The 17,133-nt window shown below is 60.0% G+C and carries 15 protein-coding genes and 1 pseudogene; 10 read left to right on the top strand and 6 right to left on the bottom strand.

What is annotated here, in order from left to right; genetic code table 11:
* Positions 1 to 44 precede the first annotated feature (44 nt).
* Positions 45 to 1,547 (bottom strand): exopolyphosphatase, encoded by a 1,503-nt coding sequence (ppx, locus tag C4J93_RS25930; protein ID WP_124364918.1) that lies wholly within the window; start codon positions 1,545 to 1,547, stop codon positions 45 to 47.
* Positions 1,548 to 2,030: 483 nt separating this feature from the next.
* Between ppx and C4J93_RS25925 the strand changes: the two genes are divergently transcribed.
* The 4 genes from C4J93_RS25925 to C4J93_RS25910 all read left to right on the top strand — a co-directional run bounded on the left by C4J93_RS25925 (position 2,031) and on the right by C4J93_RS25910 (position 6,545).
* A complete protein-coding gene (locus C4J93_RS25925) occupies positions 2,031 to 2,687 on the top strand; it encodes a DUF1120 domain-containing protein (RefSeq protein ID WP_124368777.1) in 657 nt (218 codons plus the stop codon).
* Positions 2,688 to 2,877: 190 nt separating this feature from the next.
* Positions 2,878 to 3,507: a fimbria/pilus chaperone family protein gene (locus C4J93_RS25920; protein ID WP_372238187.1), complete on the top strand. Its 630-nt coding sequence runs from the start codon at positions 2,878 to 2,880 to the stop codon at positions 3,505 to 3,507.
* 7 nt (positions 3,508 to 3,514) lie between these two features.
* On the top strand, positions 3,515 to 6,016 hold the full coding sequence (locus C4J93_RS25915) for a fimbria/pilus outer membrane usher protein (RefSeq protein ID WP_124430754.1): 2,502 nt from the start codon (positions 3,515 to 3,517) through the stop codon (positions 6,014 to 6,016).
* Positions 6,006 to 6,545: a hypothetical protein gene (locus C4J93_RS25910; protein WP_124430753.1), complete on the top strand. Its 540-nt coding sequence runs from the start codon at positions 6,006 to 6,008 to the stop codon at positions 6,543 to 6,545. The genes C4J93_RS25915 and C4J93_RS25910 overlap by 11 nt, the downstream gene beginning before the upstream one ends.
* Here C4J93_RS25910 and C4J93_RS25905 read toward each other — a convergent pair.
* The 4 genes from C4J93_RS25905 to C4J93_RS25890 are packed head-to-tail and all read right to left on the bottom strand — an operon-like array spanning position 6,517 to position 9,359.
* The gene (locus tag C4J93_RS25905; protein ID WP_124411050.1) at positions 6,517 to 7,254 is read right to left on the bottom strand and encodes an amino acid ABC transporter ATP-binding protein; all 738 of its coding nucleotides are present in this window, start codon (positions 7,252 to 7,254) and stop codon (positions 6,517 to 6,519) included. The genes C4J93_RS25910 and C4J93_RS25905 overlap by 29 nt on opposite strands.
* Positions 7,241 to 7,891: an amino acid ABC transporter permease gene (locus tag C4J93_RS25900; RefSeq protein ID WP_124372243.1), complete on the bottom strand. Its 651-nt coding sequence runs from the start codon at positions 7,889 to 7,891 to the stop codon at positions 7,241 to 7,243. Before C4J93_RS25900 ends, C4J93_RS25905 begins: the two co-directional genes overlap by 14 nt.
* Entirely contained in the window at positions 7,888 to 8,556 is a 669-nt protein-coding gene (locus C4J93_RS25895) for an amino acid ABC transporter permease (protein ID WP_124364912.1), read from the bottom strand. The genes C4J93_RS25900 and C4J93_RS25895 overlap by 4 nt, the downstream gene beginning before the upstream one ends.
* A gap of 17 nt (positions 8,557 to 8,573) precedes the next feature.
* Positions 8,574 to 9,359: a transporter substrate-binding domain-containing protein gene (locus C4J93_RS25890; protein WP_064454657.1), complete on the bottom strand. Its 786-nt coding sequence runs from the start codon at positions 9,357 to 9,359 to the stop codon at positions 8,574 to 8,576.
* Between the two features lie 254 nt (positions 9,360 to 9,613).
* Between C4J93_RS25890 and C4J93_RS25885 the strand changes: the two genes are divergently transcribed.
* The 6 genes from C4J93_RS25885 (at position 9,614) to C4J93_RS25860 (ending at position 16,886) form a co-directional block, all read left to right on the top strand.
* Positions 9,614 to 10,309, top strand: coding sequence for a FadR/GntR family transcriptional regulator (locus C4J93_RS25885; RefSeq protein WP_124364910.1), 696 nt, complete (start codon positions 9,614 to 9,616; stop codon positions 10,307 to 10,309).
* 120 nt (positions 10,310 to 10,429) lie between these two features.
* Positions 10,430 to 10,759 carry a thioredoxin TrxA gene (gene trxA, locus C4J93_RS25880; protein ID WP_124368772.1) on the top strand — a complete coding sequence of 110 codons (330 nt, stop codon included), beginning with the start codon at positions 10,430 to 10,432 and terminating at the stop codon, positions 10,757 to 10,759.
* 234 nt (positions 10,760 to 10,993) lie between these two features.
* Positions 10,994 to 12,253, top strand: coding sequence for a transcription termination factor Rho (gene rho, locus C4J93_RS25875; RefSeq protein WP_003176825.1), 1,260 nt, complete (start codon positions 10,994 to 10,996; stop codon positions 12,251 to 12,253).
* A gap of 156 nt (positions 12,254 to 12,409) precedes the next feature.
* A complete protein-coding gene (locus C4J93_RS25870) occupies positions 12,410 to 14,392 on the top strand; it encodes an acyltransferase family protein (RefSeq protein ID WP_124430752.1) in 1,983 nt (660 codons plus the stop codon).
* 59 nt (positions 14,393 to 14,451) lie between these two features.
* Entirely contained in the window at positions 14,452 to 15,918 is a 1,467-nt protein-coding gene (ubiD, locus tag C4J93_RS25865) for a 4-hydroxy-3-polyprenylbenzoate decarboxylase (RefSeq protein ID WP_124430751.1), read from the top strand.
* On the top strand, positions 15,918 to 16,886 hold the full coding sequence (locus tag C4J93_RS25860) for a CDP-6-deoxy-delta-3,4-glucoseen reductase (RefSeq protein ID WP_124372238.1): 969 nt from the start codon (positions 15,918 to 15,920) through the stop codon (positions 16,884 to 16,886). Before ubiD ends, C4J93_RS25860 begins: the two co-directional genes overlap by 1 nt.
* A 31-nt stretch (positions 16,887 to 16,917) precedes the next feature.
* On the opposite strand, the pseudogene C4J93_RS25855 reads toward C4J93_RS25860, so the two are convergent.
* Positions 16,918 to 16,989, bottom strand: a pseudogene (locus C4J93_RS25855) (sn-glycerol-3-phosphate transporter); the annotation flags it as partial.
* Positions 16,990 to 17,133 lie beyond the last annotated feature (144 nt).

Genomic DNA, 17,133 nt, shown 5'->3' with positions numbered 1-17,133 from the left:
CGAATCGTCGCACCGCCCCTCCCACATTTGTTTTGCGGTGTTCTTTAGTGCAGGTTCAGGCTGAACCCCACCCGCGTCAGCCACTCCGCTTCCTGGGCGAAGTCCGCCTGGGTCAGCTGGTTTTCATCCAGCCAGCCTTTGGGGAACATCACTTCCAGGCTGTCGCCGTCGGCGCGCAGCTTCACCTGGGGCATTTCCTGGGTGCCACGGATGTGGTGGAACAGGATGGCAAAGCGCAACAGCGCGCACAGGCGAATCAGCTTGATGCCGTCTTTGCCGAACTCGGCAAATTTGTCCCTGGGAATATTGCGGCGGTGGCCGCGCACCAACAGCGCGAGCATCTGTTGGTCTTCCCGCGAGAACCCGGCCAGGTCCGAGTGTTCGATCAGGTAGGCGCCGTGCTTGTGGTAATGGTAATGGGCGATGTCCAGGCCCACCTCGTGCACCTTGGCGGCCCAGCCCAGCAGTTCACGCCATACGCCGTTTTGCAGGTCCCAGTCATCGGCCACCTGGTCGAAGGCGTGCAGGGCTTTGCGCTCTACGCGCGCCGCTTGCTCCACGTCTACGTGGTAACGCTCCATCAACGAGCTGAGGGTGCGCTCACGCACATCTTCATGGTGATGGCGACCGAGCAGGTCATAGAGCACACCTTCGCGCAGGGCGCCGTCACAGTGGTCCATGCGTTGCAGTTCGAGGGCATCGAAAATGGCTTCAAGAATCGCCAGGCCGGCGGGGAAGATGGCGCGGCGGTCAGGCTTGATGCCGTCGAAGTCGATCTTCTCGGCATCCCCCAGCTTGAATAGCTTGCGCTTGAGCCACGCCAGGCCTTCGGCATTCACCTCGCCGGTGCCATGGCCGCCGGCCTTGAGCGCCAGGCCGATGGCACGGATGGTGCCGGAAGAGCCGATGGCTTCATCCCAGCTCAGGCGGTGCAGGGCGTGTTCGATGCTCATGATCTCCAGCCGCGCCGCCGTGTAGGCCTGGGCATAGCGCGCCGGGGTGATCTTGCCGTCCTTGAAATAACGCTGCGTGTAGCTGACGCAGCCCATCTGCAGGCTTTCGCGCAGCAGGGGTTCGAAACGCTGGCCGATGATGAATTCGGTACTGCCACCGCCAATGTCCGCCACCAGGCGTTTGCCCGGGGTGTCAGCCAGCGTATGGGAGACCCCGAGGTAAATCAGGCGTGCTTCCTCGCGACCGGAAATAACCTCTACCGGATGCCCGAGGATTTCCTCGGCGCGATGGATGAATTCGTTGCGGTTACGGGCTTCACGCAAGGCGTTGGTGCCCACTATTCGTACAGCGCCAGGCGGCATGCCGTTGATCAGTTGCGCAAAGCGCTTGAGGCAGTCGAGGCCGCGCTGCATGGACTCTTCATTGAGCTGGCGTTCGTCGTTGATCCCGGCAGCCAGTTGCACTTTCTCGCCGAGCCGCTCAAGGATGCGGATTTCACCGTTCTGGGCCTTGGCCACGACCATGTGAAAGCTGTTGGAGCCCAGGTCGATGGCAGCGATCAGGGACAGGTTCTTGGCTTGGGATTGCGGCATGGTTTGGGGTCTCGGTCGATAACCTTGCCATCGTGCCACGATCGACCGCTGGAGCCAACGCGTTGTGCTTCGGTAATTTTTCTGCGGCTGTCTGTGGGGGTAATTTGTGAGATATGTAGGATGTCATCGAATGACAAGCGGGGGAGTAGTGAATTAATTTTGTAGGAGTTTTAACTTCGCCTCGTAGTAAAGCCGCGTTTTGATTTTCCCTACAGGACGCGTTTGATTATGTCATCGGGTATTTTGTTTTAGCCTACTTTTAAATTGGGTTTAAATGACCAGCAGGTTTTACAGTTCTCACATTAACCCAGGCGTTATCTGATTCTTTAATGAAGCACCAAGGCGACACACTGTCACCCGGCAATTTTGCCTTGGTGTTATTTATGTGTCGTTGTCGACATCCAGGAAGATAAACCGTTTGGCGATGGAACCGCCAAGACGAATGTAGAGAGCACCTGATAACTTTCAAGTGACAGGTCGAATATGAAAAAAATTGTTGGATTGACCCTGGGTCTCGTTTGCCTGGCGGCAAACATTGGCGCACATGCTGCCACCAGCGCAGAACTGATCGTCAGGGGGGTCATCAAGCCCGCCGCCTGTAACCTCAGTATGAGCGGCGGTGGCATTATCAACTACGGCGATATTCCTTCGGGCCAACTGTCCCAGACGGCGTTTAACGCGCTCACCGAGAAAACCACGCCTATCACCGTCAGCTGTGGCAATACGCCTGTCCAGTTCGGGCTCAAATTTGTCGACCTGCAGGCCGGCAGCAAGGTAACGGGCATCCTCACTGCGCTCGGGGGTGGTTACACCGAGGCGAACAACTTTGGGTTGGGGACTGTGGCCGGCCGGAGAACGGGTGGCTTTGCCGTTACCCTCAGGGACCTGCGCTCGCCGACCGCAACACTGTTTCCGATCATGCGAATCAGCGCCGGCGCCTGGCAGAACAGTGATGGCAAAGTCGCACAAGCGCCTAGCCAATATTCCTGGCGCAGCAGCACGGCCGCCACACCTGCCTCTATCAACCAGTTGACCGGGACGATTGCTGTGCGTGCGGTGATCAATAAAGGCCAGGACCTGGACCTGAGTCGTGACGTTACCCTTGATGGGCGCGCAACACTTGAGTTGAGTTACATCTAAGCTACATAACAACAGTCGATCAAGAAACATGTGTTTCTGGTCGGCTGTTTTATAAGCGCGCACGACGCTCAATAGTCAACTTCAAGGTTGTGGGGAACACAGAGTGCTTAGTCGTCCCGTAAGAAAGAGTACGCGTTTGTTATATGCACTGTTGCTCTTGTGCTTTGTCGGTGTTGCGGTGGCTGATGGTATGTTGCCGGAAACCACGGTCATTGTATTGAACGAAGAGCAGGGTGAAGCGACGATAAACATCAAGAATACCGACGCGGCTCCAGCGCTGCTGCATTCGGTAATAGAAAACATACCGGAAGATGTGGAACCGCTCGTGATCGTGACGCCGCCTATTGCGCGGGTGGAAGGGGGCGAAACGCAACTGGTGCGTTTCATCAGCACGTTGAAGGCCCCGTTGAAGACTCAGCGGCTCAAACGCGTGTCTTTCGAGGGCATTCCCCAGGCGCGTGCTGCGGGCGGTGCGACCATTGGTATCACCTTGCGGCAGAATTTGCCGCTGATCCTGCATCCCCAAGGCCTGCCGGTTCATCACACGCCCTGGGAGCTGCTGAAATGGCGACGTACAGGGCAACGTTTGACGGTCCACAACGATAGCGCTTATGTGGTGCGCATGGCTCCGCAGGTTCGGTTATTGCCACAGGGAGCCCCGGCTACGCTGCCGCGCACCTACATTTTGCCGGGCGAAGCGCTGGCGGTGAAGGTTGAAGGAACCTTGGAGGAACTGACTGATATAGAGATTCAACCGGCCACGATCTACGGCTTTTCGGTAGAAAACTACCGGGCCCCGATCAATACCGACGGGGGTTGATCGACCCATGACAAACCTGTCGAGTCACCGAATCGGAGCTTTTTTATGGACCCGCCGACCCACGTTGCTCATGGGGATGGCAACACTGTGGAGCTTGCCTGGCGTTGCCCCTGCCTTGGAACTGGGCGAGGGCTTTGACCTGGCGGCACTGACCACGCACGGCATTGACCCGAAAGTCTCGGACTACTTCCGCACGGCGGCGCGCTTTCGCGAGGGCACCCAGGTGGTGGGGTTGAAAGTCAACGGCAACCCGCTCGGATTGGTGGACGCCCAGTTCGATGCCAATGGGCAATTGTGCTTTACCCCGGCATTGCTGGACAAAGCCGGGTTGGTCAAACCCACTGCCATCGTCCGCAAAGGCGCCACTGCCGACCAGGCATGCCATGACTTTCTGGGGGAGTTTCCCACGACCATGGTGCGGCTGCGCCCTGGCAACGATGAAGTGGCGCTGGTGGTGCCCACCTCATCACTGCGCGAACCGCAGTGGGAGGCCGGGGAGTTCGCCCGGGGCGGTGCGGCGGGCTTGTTCAACTATGATGTGCAGGGTTTCGACAGCCATTCGCGCAGTGGGAACAACCGGTTCGTGTCGGCTTACACCGAAGCGGGTTTCAACCTGGGTGATTGGATTCTTCGCAGTCGTCAAATCTACGTCTCCGATAACGGCGTGACGCACAACGAGCACCTGTATGCCTATGCGCAGCGGGATATCGCCGCGTTGCGCTCGACTTTCCAGGCGGGCCAGCTATCCAGCAACAATCCGCTGTTTGGTGGCATCCAGCTGTCGGGTGTGCAGTTTTCCCCCGACGGCCAGTCCCGCGTGCCGGCAGGCAGCAATAACGCGGTGGTGGAAGGCCTGGCACAGAGCCAGTCGCGGATCGAGGTGCGTCAGTCCGGCGTGTTGATCCACAGTACGCTGGTGCCCGAAGGGCCTTTCCGACTGACCGGTTTGCCGCTGCTCAATGGCACAAGCGACCTTGAGGTCAGTGTGATCGATGTACGCGGGGGACGACGTAGCTTCGTGGTGCCGGCGGCTTCGTTCGCCGGCGCTGCGCCGGCGGCACCCGGTTATTACTTGTCCCTCGGCAAACTACGTGAAGAGAGGCAGGGCGAGGGGCCGTCGCCCGTCGTTGCCATGGGCAGCGGGACCTGGGGCCTGGGGCGCGACTCAACGGGTGGTTTCGGCTTGTTGAGTACCGACGAGTACTGGTCGGCAGGTGGCACGTTGAGCAGCGTGTTTTTCCAGCGAGTGTCGGTGGGCGCGCGTCATAACCTGTCCCGCGACAGCCGTCATGCCGTGTCCGGCTCACGCAGTAGCGTGTCCGTGAGCAGCCCGGTATCCGCCAACGTCGAGCTCAACCTCAGCGCAACCAGCCAGACCCGCGGCTATCGCGAGGTGATCGAGGCCGGCCGCCCGACCACGGCCGACGTGCTGGCGTCACGCTTCAAGAATCAATACACGGCGGGCGTGACATGGGTCGACCCCACCCTGGGTGCCTTCTCCCTGGGCTATACCCGTAGCGCTCAATTTGACGGGCAATCGAGCGAACACGTGTTCGCCTCATGGAACAAATCGTTTCGCTATGCCGATGTTGCGTTGATTGCCGACTCCCAGGTGGGCAGCACTCAAGCACGCCGCGACGCCACTCGGGATCGAAACCGGCGCGACACCGTCCTCGATGATGATTTGTCCTTGCGGCTGCAGGTCAGCGTGCCCCTGGGCGGTGATCGTCGTGTGAACAGCTATATCAGCCGCCGTGGGGGGCAGTCCCGTACCGGCACGGCGCTCACTGAACGGGTCAATGAGTATGTGAACTATGAAGTGGGTGTCGAGCGCGACCTCAGTGCGCAGGAGCAATCGATGCGCGGCCAGGTAGACCTCACGCCGCGTTACACCCGAGTCGGTCTGGGTGTCAGTCGCGACCCGTTAGGCACCAGTTACACCGGGCAACTGCAAGGTGGCGTGGTCGCTCATGAAGGTGGGATTACCTTCTCGCCCTACACGGTGCAGGACACGTTTGGTATTGCGTCGGTGGGCGACATTGGTTCTGCAAAAATCGACACCCCGCAAGGCCCGGTGTGGACCGACTTCACCGGCCAGGCCGTGCTTCCAAGCTTGCCTGCCTACACCAACAGCCATATCGAGGTGCAAACCCAGTCCTTGCCAAAACGCGTTGATCTGAAGAACGGCACCCGTGTGCTCGCCGCAGGTCGCGGTTCCGTCAACACCGTGGCATTTGATGTGGTGAAGGTGCGCCGCATGCTGGTCAACGCCAGCGATGATCAAGGCCGGCCACTGCCTCAGGGAGCTGCGGTGTTCGGCAAGGGCGATCGTTTTCTGACCAGCGTAGTGGGCGAAGGCATGATCTTTCTGAACGACGTGAACGAGGTGCAAGACCTGAGGGTTTCATTGCCGGACTCGGCCAGTTGCCTGCTGAACATTTCCCCTGGGAGCCAGCCTGATAATGACAAGTTCTTCGATACAACAGCCGCGGTGTGCCATGGTCGGTAAGCTTAAATGCCTCGGCTGTGCGCTGTTTTGTACGGTGTTGCTGGCTCAGGGGGCGCACGCCGAAAACTGCCGATTGTCCGTGAGCCAACCGCGTATCGACTACGGGGTCATTCGCCGGGAGGCGCTGGTCGAAAGCACCACCGTGACGCTCGCCACGCGCACGCTGCAGCTCAACGTGTTGTGCGTCGAGCCGTCGGTGATGGCGTTGCGGTTTATCGGTGCCGCCGATGGGCAAGCGTTCCGTTTTGGCCAGCAGGGGCGGTTGCGGCTTAGCCTCAAGCATGCACAGGTGGATGGGCGTGCCGTCGACTGGGACCTGCCCGGCGGTGGTGCGGCTGGGCAGTTATTACCGGGCCAGGTCCTGACGGCACGCGTCGCAGGGAGGCCGGTAACAGGTCAGCGCTTGACCGCCCAGGTCGACATCGACACCGACCTGCCCGCCGAGGCGCTGCAAGTGCGGAGCCAGACGTCGCTGGAGGGGCAGGGCCGTTTTGAACTGGTCAGCCCGGCTGCTCCACAGAACCGATGAAGTTGGCAAGCTCCGGCGTCTGCGGGTTGGCAAACAGGACCTTGGGGTCGCCCACTTCATGCACCTTGCCTTGGTGCATGAACACCAGCTTGTCACCGACTTCCCGGGCGAAGCGCATTTCGTGGGTCACCATGATCAGCGTCATGCCATCTTTAGCCAGTTGGCGCACCACGCTGAGCACTTCGTTGACCAGTTCCGGGTCGAGGGCCGAGGTGATTTCGTCGCACAGCAGCACCTTGGGTGACATGGCCAGGGCGCGCGCAATCGCCACGCGTTGTTGCTGGCCGCCAGACAGCCGGTCGGGGAAGGCATCGAACTTCTCTCCCAGGCCAACGCGTTCCAGCATCTGTTTGGCCAACTGCGCTGCCTTGGCTTTGGGCACTTTCTGCACCACTTGTGGCGCAAGCATGACGTTTTCGCCAACGGTCAAATGTGGAAACAGGTTGAACTGCTGGAACACCATCCCGACCTTCTGCCGCAGGCTGCGCAGGTCGGCGCGGGCGGCGTCGAGGTATTCGCCATCGACTTCGATCACGCCGTCGTTGATCGACTCCAGGCCATTGAGAGTACGCAGCAAGGTGGATTTACCCGAGCCACTGCGGCCGATGATCGCCACCACCTGGCCCTCTTCAACGGAGAGGTCGATGCCCTTGAGTACATGGTGATCGCCGTAATACTTATGCAGGGCGGAAATTCTAAGCAGAGGCATGCAGTCTCCTTTCCAGGTAGCGCGCACTGAGGGACAAGGGGTAGCAGAGCAGGAAGTAACCGAGGGCCACCAGGCCGTAGACCATGAAGGGTTCGAAGGTGGCATTGGCGAGCATGCCGCCGGTCTTGGTCAGTTCGGTAAAGCCGATGATCGAAGTCACGGCGGTGCCTTTGACCACCTGCACCGAAAACCCCACGGTCGGCGCCACGGCAATGCGCAGGGCCTGGGGCAGGATCACGTAGCGCAGTTGTTCAAGAGGGTTGAGCGCCAGGCTGGCCGATGCCTCCCACTGCCCATGGGAAATAGAGTCAACGCAGCCGCGCCAGATTTCGGCCAGGTAGGCGCTGGTAAACAGGGTCAGGGCGATGGCCGCCGCCAGCCAGGGCGAAATATCCACCCCGAGCAACGCCACACCGAAAAACACCAGGAACAGTTGCATCAGCAGCGGCGTGCCCTGGAACAGTTCGATATAGGTGCGGGCCACATTGCGCGGGAATGCCTTGTGACTGATGCGCATCGCCATCACCAGCAGGCCGATCACACCGCCGCCTATGAACGCCACCAGCGACAGCAACAGCGTCCACTGCAGGCCGGTGAGCAGGTTGCGCACGATGTCCCAGAAGGAAAAATCACTCATCGGCTGTTCCTCATCACATAGCGGCGGCCGATCCAGTTGAGCAACTGGCGAATCATCAACGCCATGCACAGGTACACCAGGGTGGTCAGGGCATAGGTTTCAAAGGCGCGGAAATTGCGCGACTGAATGAAGTTGGCGGCAAAGCTCAGCTCTTCGGTAGCGATCTGCGAACAGACTGCCGAGCCAAGCATCACGATGATGATCTGGCTGCTCAGGGCCGGCCACACCTTGCCCAGTGCCGGCAGCAGCACCACATGGCGAAACGCTTCGAAACGCGTCATGGCCAATGCCGCCGCAGCCTCCAGTTGCCCGCGCGGTATGGCCTGGATACCGGCACGGATGATCTCCGTGGAATAGGCCCCCAGGTTGATCACCATCGCCAGTACGGCGGCTTGCCACTCGGTGATTTTCAAGCCCAGGGACGGCAGGCCGAAGAAGATGAAAAACAGCTGCACCAGAAAGGGCGTGTTGCGGATCAACTCGACATACACGCCGAAGCACCAGGCGAACGGCTGAATCTTCCATGCCCGCACAACTGCACCGACGGTGCCCAGGGCCACTCCCAGCAGTGCGCCGATAGCCGTCAGCTCAAGGGTAAACAGGGCGCCGCGTAACAACAGGTCGGTGTTGGCCAGCACCGGTACAAAGTCGAATTGATACGCCATCAGTCAGCTCCGTCGCGTCACAGATCAGCCGGCAGCGGCTCTTTGAGCCACTGCATAGCGTTCTTTTCCAGGCTGCCATCAGCCTTCGCCGCGACCAGTATCTGGTTGACCTTCTCCAGTAATGCCGGCTCGTTCTTGTTCACACCCACGTACACCGGGGAGTCCTTGAGCTTCACCTTCAGCGCCGGTACGCGTTTCGGGTTGCGCTCGCTGATCGCCACCATCACCACGTTGCCGCTGGCGATCAGGTCGACCTGGCCGGCCAGATAGGCGGCGATAGTCGAATTGTTGTCTTCAAAGCGCTTGATGGTCGCCTCTTTGGGCGCGACAGCCGTCAGCTCGATGTCCTCAATGGCGCCACGGGTCACGCTGATGGTCTTGCCCTTGAGGTCGTCGGTGGTGCTGATCGCCGCGTCAGGCGGGCCGAACACGGCGAGGTAGAAAGGCGCGTAGGCCTTGGAGAAATCGATGACTTTTTCGCGCTCGGGGTTCTTGCCCAGGCTGGAGATCACCAGGTCGACCTTGCCGGTGGTGAGGAAGGGGATGCGGTTGGTGCTATTGACCGGAGTCAGCTCCAGCTTGACCTTGAGCTGGTCGGCCAGCAGCTTGGCGGTGTCGATATCCAGGCCGCGGGGTTTCATGTCGGGGCCCACCGAACCGAACGGCGGGAAGTCCTGCGGCACGGCGACCTTGAGGGTGCCTCGGGCAACAATGTCGTCCAAACCGTTGGCCTGGGCGGGTGCCTGGCTCAGCATCAGGCTGGCAAACAGGGCAGTGAGCAGGGCGCTGTAGCGCTTGGTCATGGCAACTCTCCGAGAAAGGCGAAGGAATTTTCTGAATTTGCCCAGTGCACAGCCCATGCCAGCGCTCATGGAATTGTCTGTAAGGCACGGATCCGTTGAGGTGGGATGGTCTTACTGGTCTGAACAGTCATTAAACTTTTCGCACCCTTTTCGAGCGCCGTAAAAACCCCGCGAGCCCCTTTGGGGCGTGGCTTGCCGGCAGGCGTGAATAGCTTTACAACTAGCCGCTCAGTTGACTGGAACCTTGAGTTTTTATGAATTCCATCGCCCAAGCCGTACCGGAAGCGGCCCTGCAGGCCATCCGCAAACTGATCAAGGAGCAGGGCTTTGGGCCGGGCGATGCATTGCCCTCGCAACGCGATCTGGCGGTGCGGTTGGGCGTCAGCCGGGCCTCGTTGCGTGAGGCGTTATCGTCCTTGAGCGCCTTGGGTGTGGTCAGTGTGCAGCCGGGCAAGGGTGTGTTTGTGCAGGCACCGGACCCACCGTCCGAACTCGCCTGGCCGTTTGCGGCGCAGGCCACGCCGCTGGAGATCTTCCAGCTGCGTTACGCCCTGGAAGGGTTTGCGGCAGGGTTGGCGGCGGTCACATTGACCACCGACGAGCTCGACAGCCTGGAAGACAATGTCGAGGCGATGCGCAAGGTGCTCAAAGCGGGTGACTTTGAAGCTGCCGCCCGGCTGGACTTCAAGTTTCACCAGCGCATCCTGCTGGCCAGCGGCAACCAGGCGATGGTGAGCATTCTGAGCGCCAGCGCCGATGTATTCCTGGAAAGCCAGAAACTACCGTTCATCCGGCCAGAGCGCGCCATGGAAACCTGGCAGGAGCATCGCAGGATTTTGCGTGCCCTGGCCCGGCGCACCAGTGCGGCGGCGCAGAAAACCATGCAGGAACATGTACGTAATGCCGCATTGCGCACGGGCATTGCCTTCGTCACACCCGTCGCACCGTGAACCGGCGATATGCAAAGTCATGCGTCGCCATAGCAAGACTCAATCAGAGGCGGCTTCCTGAACGGGGGAAGGGCGGCTATGATGGGCAACGTTTTTTTTGCTTACATTCCGGAGACATCCATGAGCAACGATCTTATCAAGCACGTCACCGACGCGACCTTTGAGGCCGAAGTACTCAAGGCTGCCGGCCCGGTGCTGGTTGACTACTGGGCCGAATGGTGCGGCCCTTGCAAAATGATCGCTCCGGTCCTGGACGACATTGCAACCACTTATGAAGGCAAGTTGACCATTGCCAAGCTGAACATCGACGAGAACCAGGAAACCCCGGCCAAGCACGGCGTGCGTGGTATTCCAACGTTGATGCTGTTCAAGAACGGCAACGTCGAAGCCACTAAAGTAGGCGCGCTGTCGAAGTCCCAACTGCAAGCCTTCCTCGACGCCAACATCTAAGCGTCGCCAAAAAAGCCCCGAAAATCTCGGGGCTTTTTCGTAAAACAGGGCTAGACGCTCCGAAATTCAGGTGGTACATTCGGCCCCGCACTGGTTTCTCCACTGCCCCCTGCAAGCCGTCGCCGACGCATTCCTTTTCGATTAGTACGCGATCCTGTCGCCTTCTCTGCGGCGCGGCCTCATTAAGCCAAAAGCTTAATTTCCCCCCTCCATAAATGATTACGTCATTCCTATATGAATCTGACTGAACTCAAGCAAAAGCCGATTACCGACCTGCTCCAACTGGCCGAAGAAATGGGCATAGAAAATATGGCCCGTTCGCGCAAGCAGGACGTGATTTTCTCCCTGCTCAAGAAGCACGCGAAAAGCGGCGAGGAAATCTCCGGTGATGGCGTGCTGGAGATTCTCCAGGACGGCTTCGGCTTCCTCCGCTCCGCAGACGCTTCCTATCTTGCCGGCCCAGACGATATCTACGTCTCGCCGAGCCAGATCCGTCGCTTCAACTTGCGCACCGGCGACACCATCGTAGGCAAGATCCGCCCTCCGAAGGAAGGCGAGCGTTACTTCGCTCTGCTCAAGGTCGACACGATCAACTTCGATCGTCCAGAGAACGCGAAAAACAAGATTCTCTTCGAGAACCTGACCCCGCTGTTCCCGACCGTGCGCATGAAGATGGAAGCCGGTAATGGTTCCACCGAAGACTTGACCGGTCGTGTGATCGACCTGTGCGCACCCATCGGCAAGGGCCAGCGTGGCCTGATCGTTGCGCCGCCGAAAGCCGGTAAAACGATCATGCTGCAGAACATTGCGGCGAACATTGCGCGTAACAATCCTGAAGTTCACCTGATCGTGCTGTTGATTGATGAGCGTCCGGAAGAAGTGACCGAAATGCAGCGCACCGTGCGCGGCGAAGTGGTCGCCTCGACGTTCGATGAGCCGCCAACCCGCCACGTGCAGGTGGCTGAAATGGTGATCGAGAAGGCCAAGCGCCTGGTCGAGCACAAGAAAGACGTGGTGATCCTGCTCGACTCCATCACCCGTCTGGCCCGTGCCTACAACACCGTGATCCCGAGCTCTGGCAAGGTGCTGACCGGTGGTGTCGATGCACACGCCCTGGAGAAGCCAAAGCGTTTCTTCGGCGCCGCGCGCAACATCGAAGAAGGCGGCTCGCTGACCATTATCGCCACCGCGCTGGTTGAAACCGGCTCGAAGATGGACGAAGTGATCTACGAAGAGTTCAAGGGTACCGGCAACATGGAACTGCCCCTGGACCGTCGTATCGCTGAAAAGCGTGTGTTCCCGGCCATCAACATCAACCGCTCCGGCACGCGCCGCGAAGAGTTGCTGACTGCCGACGACGAACTGCAGCGCATGTGGATCCTGCGCAAGCTGCTGCACCCGATGGACGAAGTGGCCGCCATCGAGTTCCTGATCGACAAGCTGAAAACCACCAAGACCAACGACGAGTTCTTCCTGTCCATGAAGCGCAAGTAAAACCGCGTTTCAGGTCCGAAAAATGGCGCCCCAATGGGGGCGCCATTTTTTTGCGTCGAGATTCATCGGGTTTTATGGCATAAGTGTCCGTTAAGTAACAAAAATTGTACGCGCGACTACGCTCACTCCTTTCGTCACAGACTGACCACAATTCTTATGACCACTCTTGCTTACCGCAGAGACATCGATGGCCTGCGTGCCATCGCTGTCCTCGCCGTCGTGTTGTTTCACTTCGGCGTTCCTGGCCTTACCGGCGGTTTCGTTGGTGTTGACGTCTTCTTCGTTATTTCCGGTTTTCTGATCACGTCCATTATCTGGCGCGAGCGCCAGGCCGGACGCTTCAGTTTCATTGATTTCTGGGCCCGTCGCGCACGGCGCATCCTGCCGGCGCTGTTTGTAATGATTGCAGCGACACTGGCGGTGGGCTGGTTCCTGTTGGCGCCCAAGGACTATGAGGAGTTGGGGCGGTCGGCGCACTATCAGGTGACCTTTACCTCAAATTTGCTGTTCGCGCGCCAGCATGGCTACTTCGATGCGTCCTCTGACATCAAGCCTCTGCTGCATACCTGGTCGCTGGCGGTAGAAGAGCAGTTCTATATTGTTTTCCCGCTGCTGCTCACCTTGCTTTCAAGCCGCCTGAAGCACTGGCGCCTGGCGCTGTTCGCGGTGTTGCTGGGCTCCTTTGGCATGAGCGTCTGGGCGGTTGAGCATGAGCCGCAAAAAGCGTTTTTCCTGCTGCACCTTCGGGCCTGGGAATTGTTGGCCGGCGCGATGCTGGCGGTGCTGCCCAAATATGAGTGGCGCGCCTCACCCGCCCTGGCGCAGGGGGTCAGCCTGGCCTCCCTGGCGCTGATTCTGATCGCCGTATTGGGTTACGACGCGAAAACCCCTTTCCCCGGCGCGACCGCGCTATTGCCGGTGCTGGGTGTCGTCGGGCTGATCTGGGCCAACGGGCAGCAACACACCTGGGTCGGGCGCCTGTTGAGCACGCGGCTGATGGTCGGTATCGGGCTGATTTCCTATTCCTGGTACCTCTGGCATTGGCCGGTGTTCGTGTACGCCAACTATGCTGCGGTGGATGGCTTGAGCACCCTGGAGTTGGCCGGGTTGATGCTGCTCTCGTTGGTGCTGGGCTACTTGTCCTGGCGCTTCGTGGAAACGCCGTTCCGGGAAAAACGCCTGTTGGCGGCCCGCAAGTCGATTCTGGCGGCAGCCGTGGTCGGCATCCTGGGGCTGGGCTTTACGGGCCTTGCGATACGCGAATTCGACGGTGTGCCTTCACGGTTGTCCGAACAGGCGTTGCGTTTCGCCCAGGCGAAAAAGTGGAGCCCGGACCTGCTGGCGTGCATGGCTGACAAAGACACGCCCGACGAGCGGTTGTTCTGCCATTTTGGTCCGCCAACCCAGTCCGTCTCGGCGCTGGTATGGGGTGACAGTCATGCCACCGCGCTGATTCCGGCACTCAAAGAGGGCGCTGATCGCCACGATATCAGCCTGGTTGAAGCCAGCTTCGCGGGCTGTATTCCGTTGGATGGCCTGGAGAATATTGCTCGGTGCGCGCATTTCAACCGTCGCGTCGAGAAGGCGATGGCCGAGAAAAAATTCAGCGATGTGGTGCTGGCGGCGCGCTGGAGCCTGTATGTCTATGGGCAAATGTCGGGCGACAAAGAGCATGCGCTCAAGGACCCCAGCACTGGCGAGTATGTGCGTGCGGTCGCCGAGCAGCGCTTTGCCGAGGGCCTGCGCGAGCGCATCCAGGCGCTGCGCGCTGCCGGGCATAAGGTCTGGCTGGTCAAGGAGGTGCCGCTGCAGGAAATCATCGTGCCTTACCGCCTCAGTCGCCTGGCAATGATGAACCGGCCGGTGGACGGTGAAGGGCTTGCCGTGGCCGAGCATGTGAAGCGCCAGGCCTTTATTACCCAGCTGTTTGACGAGCTGGCGGCGGCCGACAGCGGTGTCAGGGTGCTGGACCCCGCGCCCTTGCTGTGCGGCACCGACGGCTTGTGCCGTGTGGAACTCAATGGCCGCGCGCTGTACACCGACGATAACCACCTTTCCGACGTAGGCGCGCGGCACATCGAGGCCTTTCTGGAGCCGTTGTTCAGTTCGCTGCAATCACGGGGGTTGACGGCCAATTAAGCTGCCAGCCGCCTCTAGAGCAGGTAGGATGTACGCCTATTTTACGGGTGGCATGGTTAATGAAATTCAAGGATCTTCGGGATTTCGTGCAGCAACTTGAGCAGCGCGGAGAGTTGAAACGTATCCAGATGCCGATTTCACCGGTACTGGAAATGACTGAGATTTGCGACCGCACCTTGCGCAACAAGGGCCCGGCGCTGCTGTTCGAGAACCCGACCGGCTTTGACATCCCGGTGCTCGGCAACCTGTTCGGCACCCCCGAACGCGTCGCCTTTGGCATGGGCGCCGAGGCGGTCAGCGAGCTGCGCGAGATCGGCAAGCTGCTGGCCTTCCTCAAAGAGCCCGAGCCGCCCAAAGGCTTGAAGGACGCCTGGTCGAAGCTGCCGATCTTTCGCAAGATCATTGCCATGGCGCCCAAGGTGGTCAAGGACGCGGTGTGCCAGGAAGTGGTCATCGAAGGCGATGACGTCGACCTGGCCATGCTCCCGGTGCAGACCTGCTGGCCCGGCGATGTCGGCCCGCTGATCACCTGGGGCCTGACCGTCACCAAGGGCCCGAACAAGGACCGCCAGAACCTCGGCATCTACCGTCAGCAAGTGATCGGCCGCAATAAAGTGATTATGCGCTGGCTGAGCCACCGTGGCGGCGCCCTGGACTTTCGCGAGTGGTGTGAAAAGCATCCGGGCCAGCCGTTCCCGGTGTCCGTGGCCCTCGGCGCCGACCCTGCCACCATCCTGGGCGCCGTGACGCCAGTGCCGGACAGCCTGTCCGAATACGCCTTTGCCGGCCTGCTGCGTGGCAACCGCACCGAATTGGTGAAGTGCCGTGGTAATGACCTGCAAGTGCCGGCCACCGCCGAAATCATCCTCGAGGGTGTGATTCACCCCGGTGAGATGGCCGATGAAGGGCCTTACGGTGACCACACGGGTTATTACAACGAAGTCGACAGCTTTCCGGTGTTCACCGTCGGGCGCATCACCCATCGGATCAAACCGATCTACCACAGCACCTACACCGGCCGGCCACCAGACGAGCCGGCCATTCTCGGCGTGGCGCTGAACGAAGTGTTCGTGCCGATCCTGCAAAAGCAGTTTCCGGAAATCACCGACTTCTACCTGCCGCCGGAAGGTTGCTCGTACCGCATGGCCATCGTCACCATGAAGAAGTCGTATCCGGGCCATGCCAAGCGGGTAATGCTGGGCGTGTGGTCGTTTTTACGACAATTCATGTACACCAAGTTCGTTATCGTCACCGACGACGACATCAATGCCCGCGACTGGAATGACGTGATCTGGGCCATTACTACGCGCATGGACCCCAAGCGCGACACGGTAATGATCGACAACACGCCCATCGATTACCTCGATTTTGCCTCGCCGGTTTCAGGCCTTGGGTCGAAAATGGGCCTGGATGCCACTCACAAATGGCCGGGCGAAACTACCCGCGAGTGGGGCCGGGTGATCGTCAAGGATGACGCAGTGACTGCTCGCGTCGATGCAATCTGGAAAGAATTGGGAATAGATTGATGCGTGTAACCTTGCAACCTTCCGGCGCGGTCCTGGAACTGGACCCTGGCGAACGAATTCTCGATGGCGCGCGCCGCCTGGGCTACGAATGCCCGCAGGCCTGTCGCAACGGCGTCTGCCACGTCTGCGCGGCGCTGCTGGTGGAGGGCCGGGTGCAGCAGGCGGGTGAGGTGCGTGACCATGGTGAGTTCTACACCTGCATCGCCGAGCCGTTGGAAGATTGCATTGTCTTGTGGGATGGCGTGCTGGCGCCGGGAGAACTGCCGTTGCGCAAGTTGGCGTGCCAATTGAGCGAATGCGTGGAAGTCGGCGGCGATGTGTGGCGCGTGCGCCTGCGTGCTCCTGCAGGCAAGGCCGTGCGTTACCACGCCGGGCAATACCTGATGATCGAGCGTGAGAACGGCGAGAAGTCGGCGTTTTCCCTGGCGTCGGCGCCTCACTGTGGACGCGAGCTGGAACTGCACGTACTGGCCCGCGAAGACAGCGCACGCAACCTGTTGGACCAGCTCCAGCGCAATCAGATGGCCCGCGTCGAACTGCCGTTCGGTGACACTCACCTGGCGGAGCTGCCGGACGGGCCGCTGGTGCTGATCGCCGCTGGCACCGGCATGGCTCAGATGCACAGCCTGATCGAGCATTGCCGGGCTTCGGGCTTCAAGCACCCGGTGCACCTGTACTGGGGTGTGCGTCGCCCGGAAGATTTCTACGAGATCGAGCACTGGGATCAGTGGCGGCAACTGCCCAACCTGTTCCTGCACAAAGTCGTCAGTGACCTGTGCGGCTGGGAAGGACGTTGCGGGTTGCTGCATGAAGCCGTGTGCGAAGACATTGCCGACCTTAAGGCCGTGCATGTATACGCCAGTGGATCCCCGGCGATGATCTACGGCACGCTGGATGCGTTGGTCGACGCCGGTATGGATGCGCACCAGATGCGCGCTGACGTGTTTGCCTATGCCCCTCGGCCCTGAGCAGAGCAAGCCCACACTGGAAATTGTCCGCTCAGAAACGTAAACCCGTCGTCACCATTGCCGCATTGAAGCCCAGCAGCACCAATTCCGCCGCCAGCGGGCCGTGACCTTCAGGTACGCCAGGTACTCGCTCATGCCATAGCGCTTGCCAGCGTACGCGTACAGCACTTTTTCGCCGTACGGTTACAGCGGCGCGTTTTATTACGGTAAAGTCGCTTACAACTGGTAATACATAGGAGGCGTATCG

The organism is Pseudomonas sp. R2-37-08W (genome assembly GCF_003851705.1).
Classification (GTDB): Bacteria; Pseudomonadota; Gammaproteobacteria; order Pseudomonadales; family Pseudomonadaceae; genus Aquipseudomonas.
This window is presented reverse-complemented; position numbering and strand designations above follow the sequence as displayed.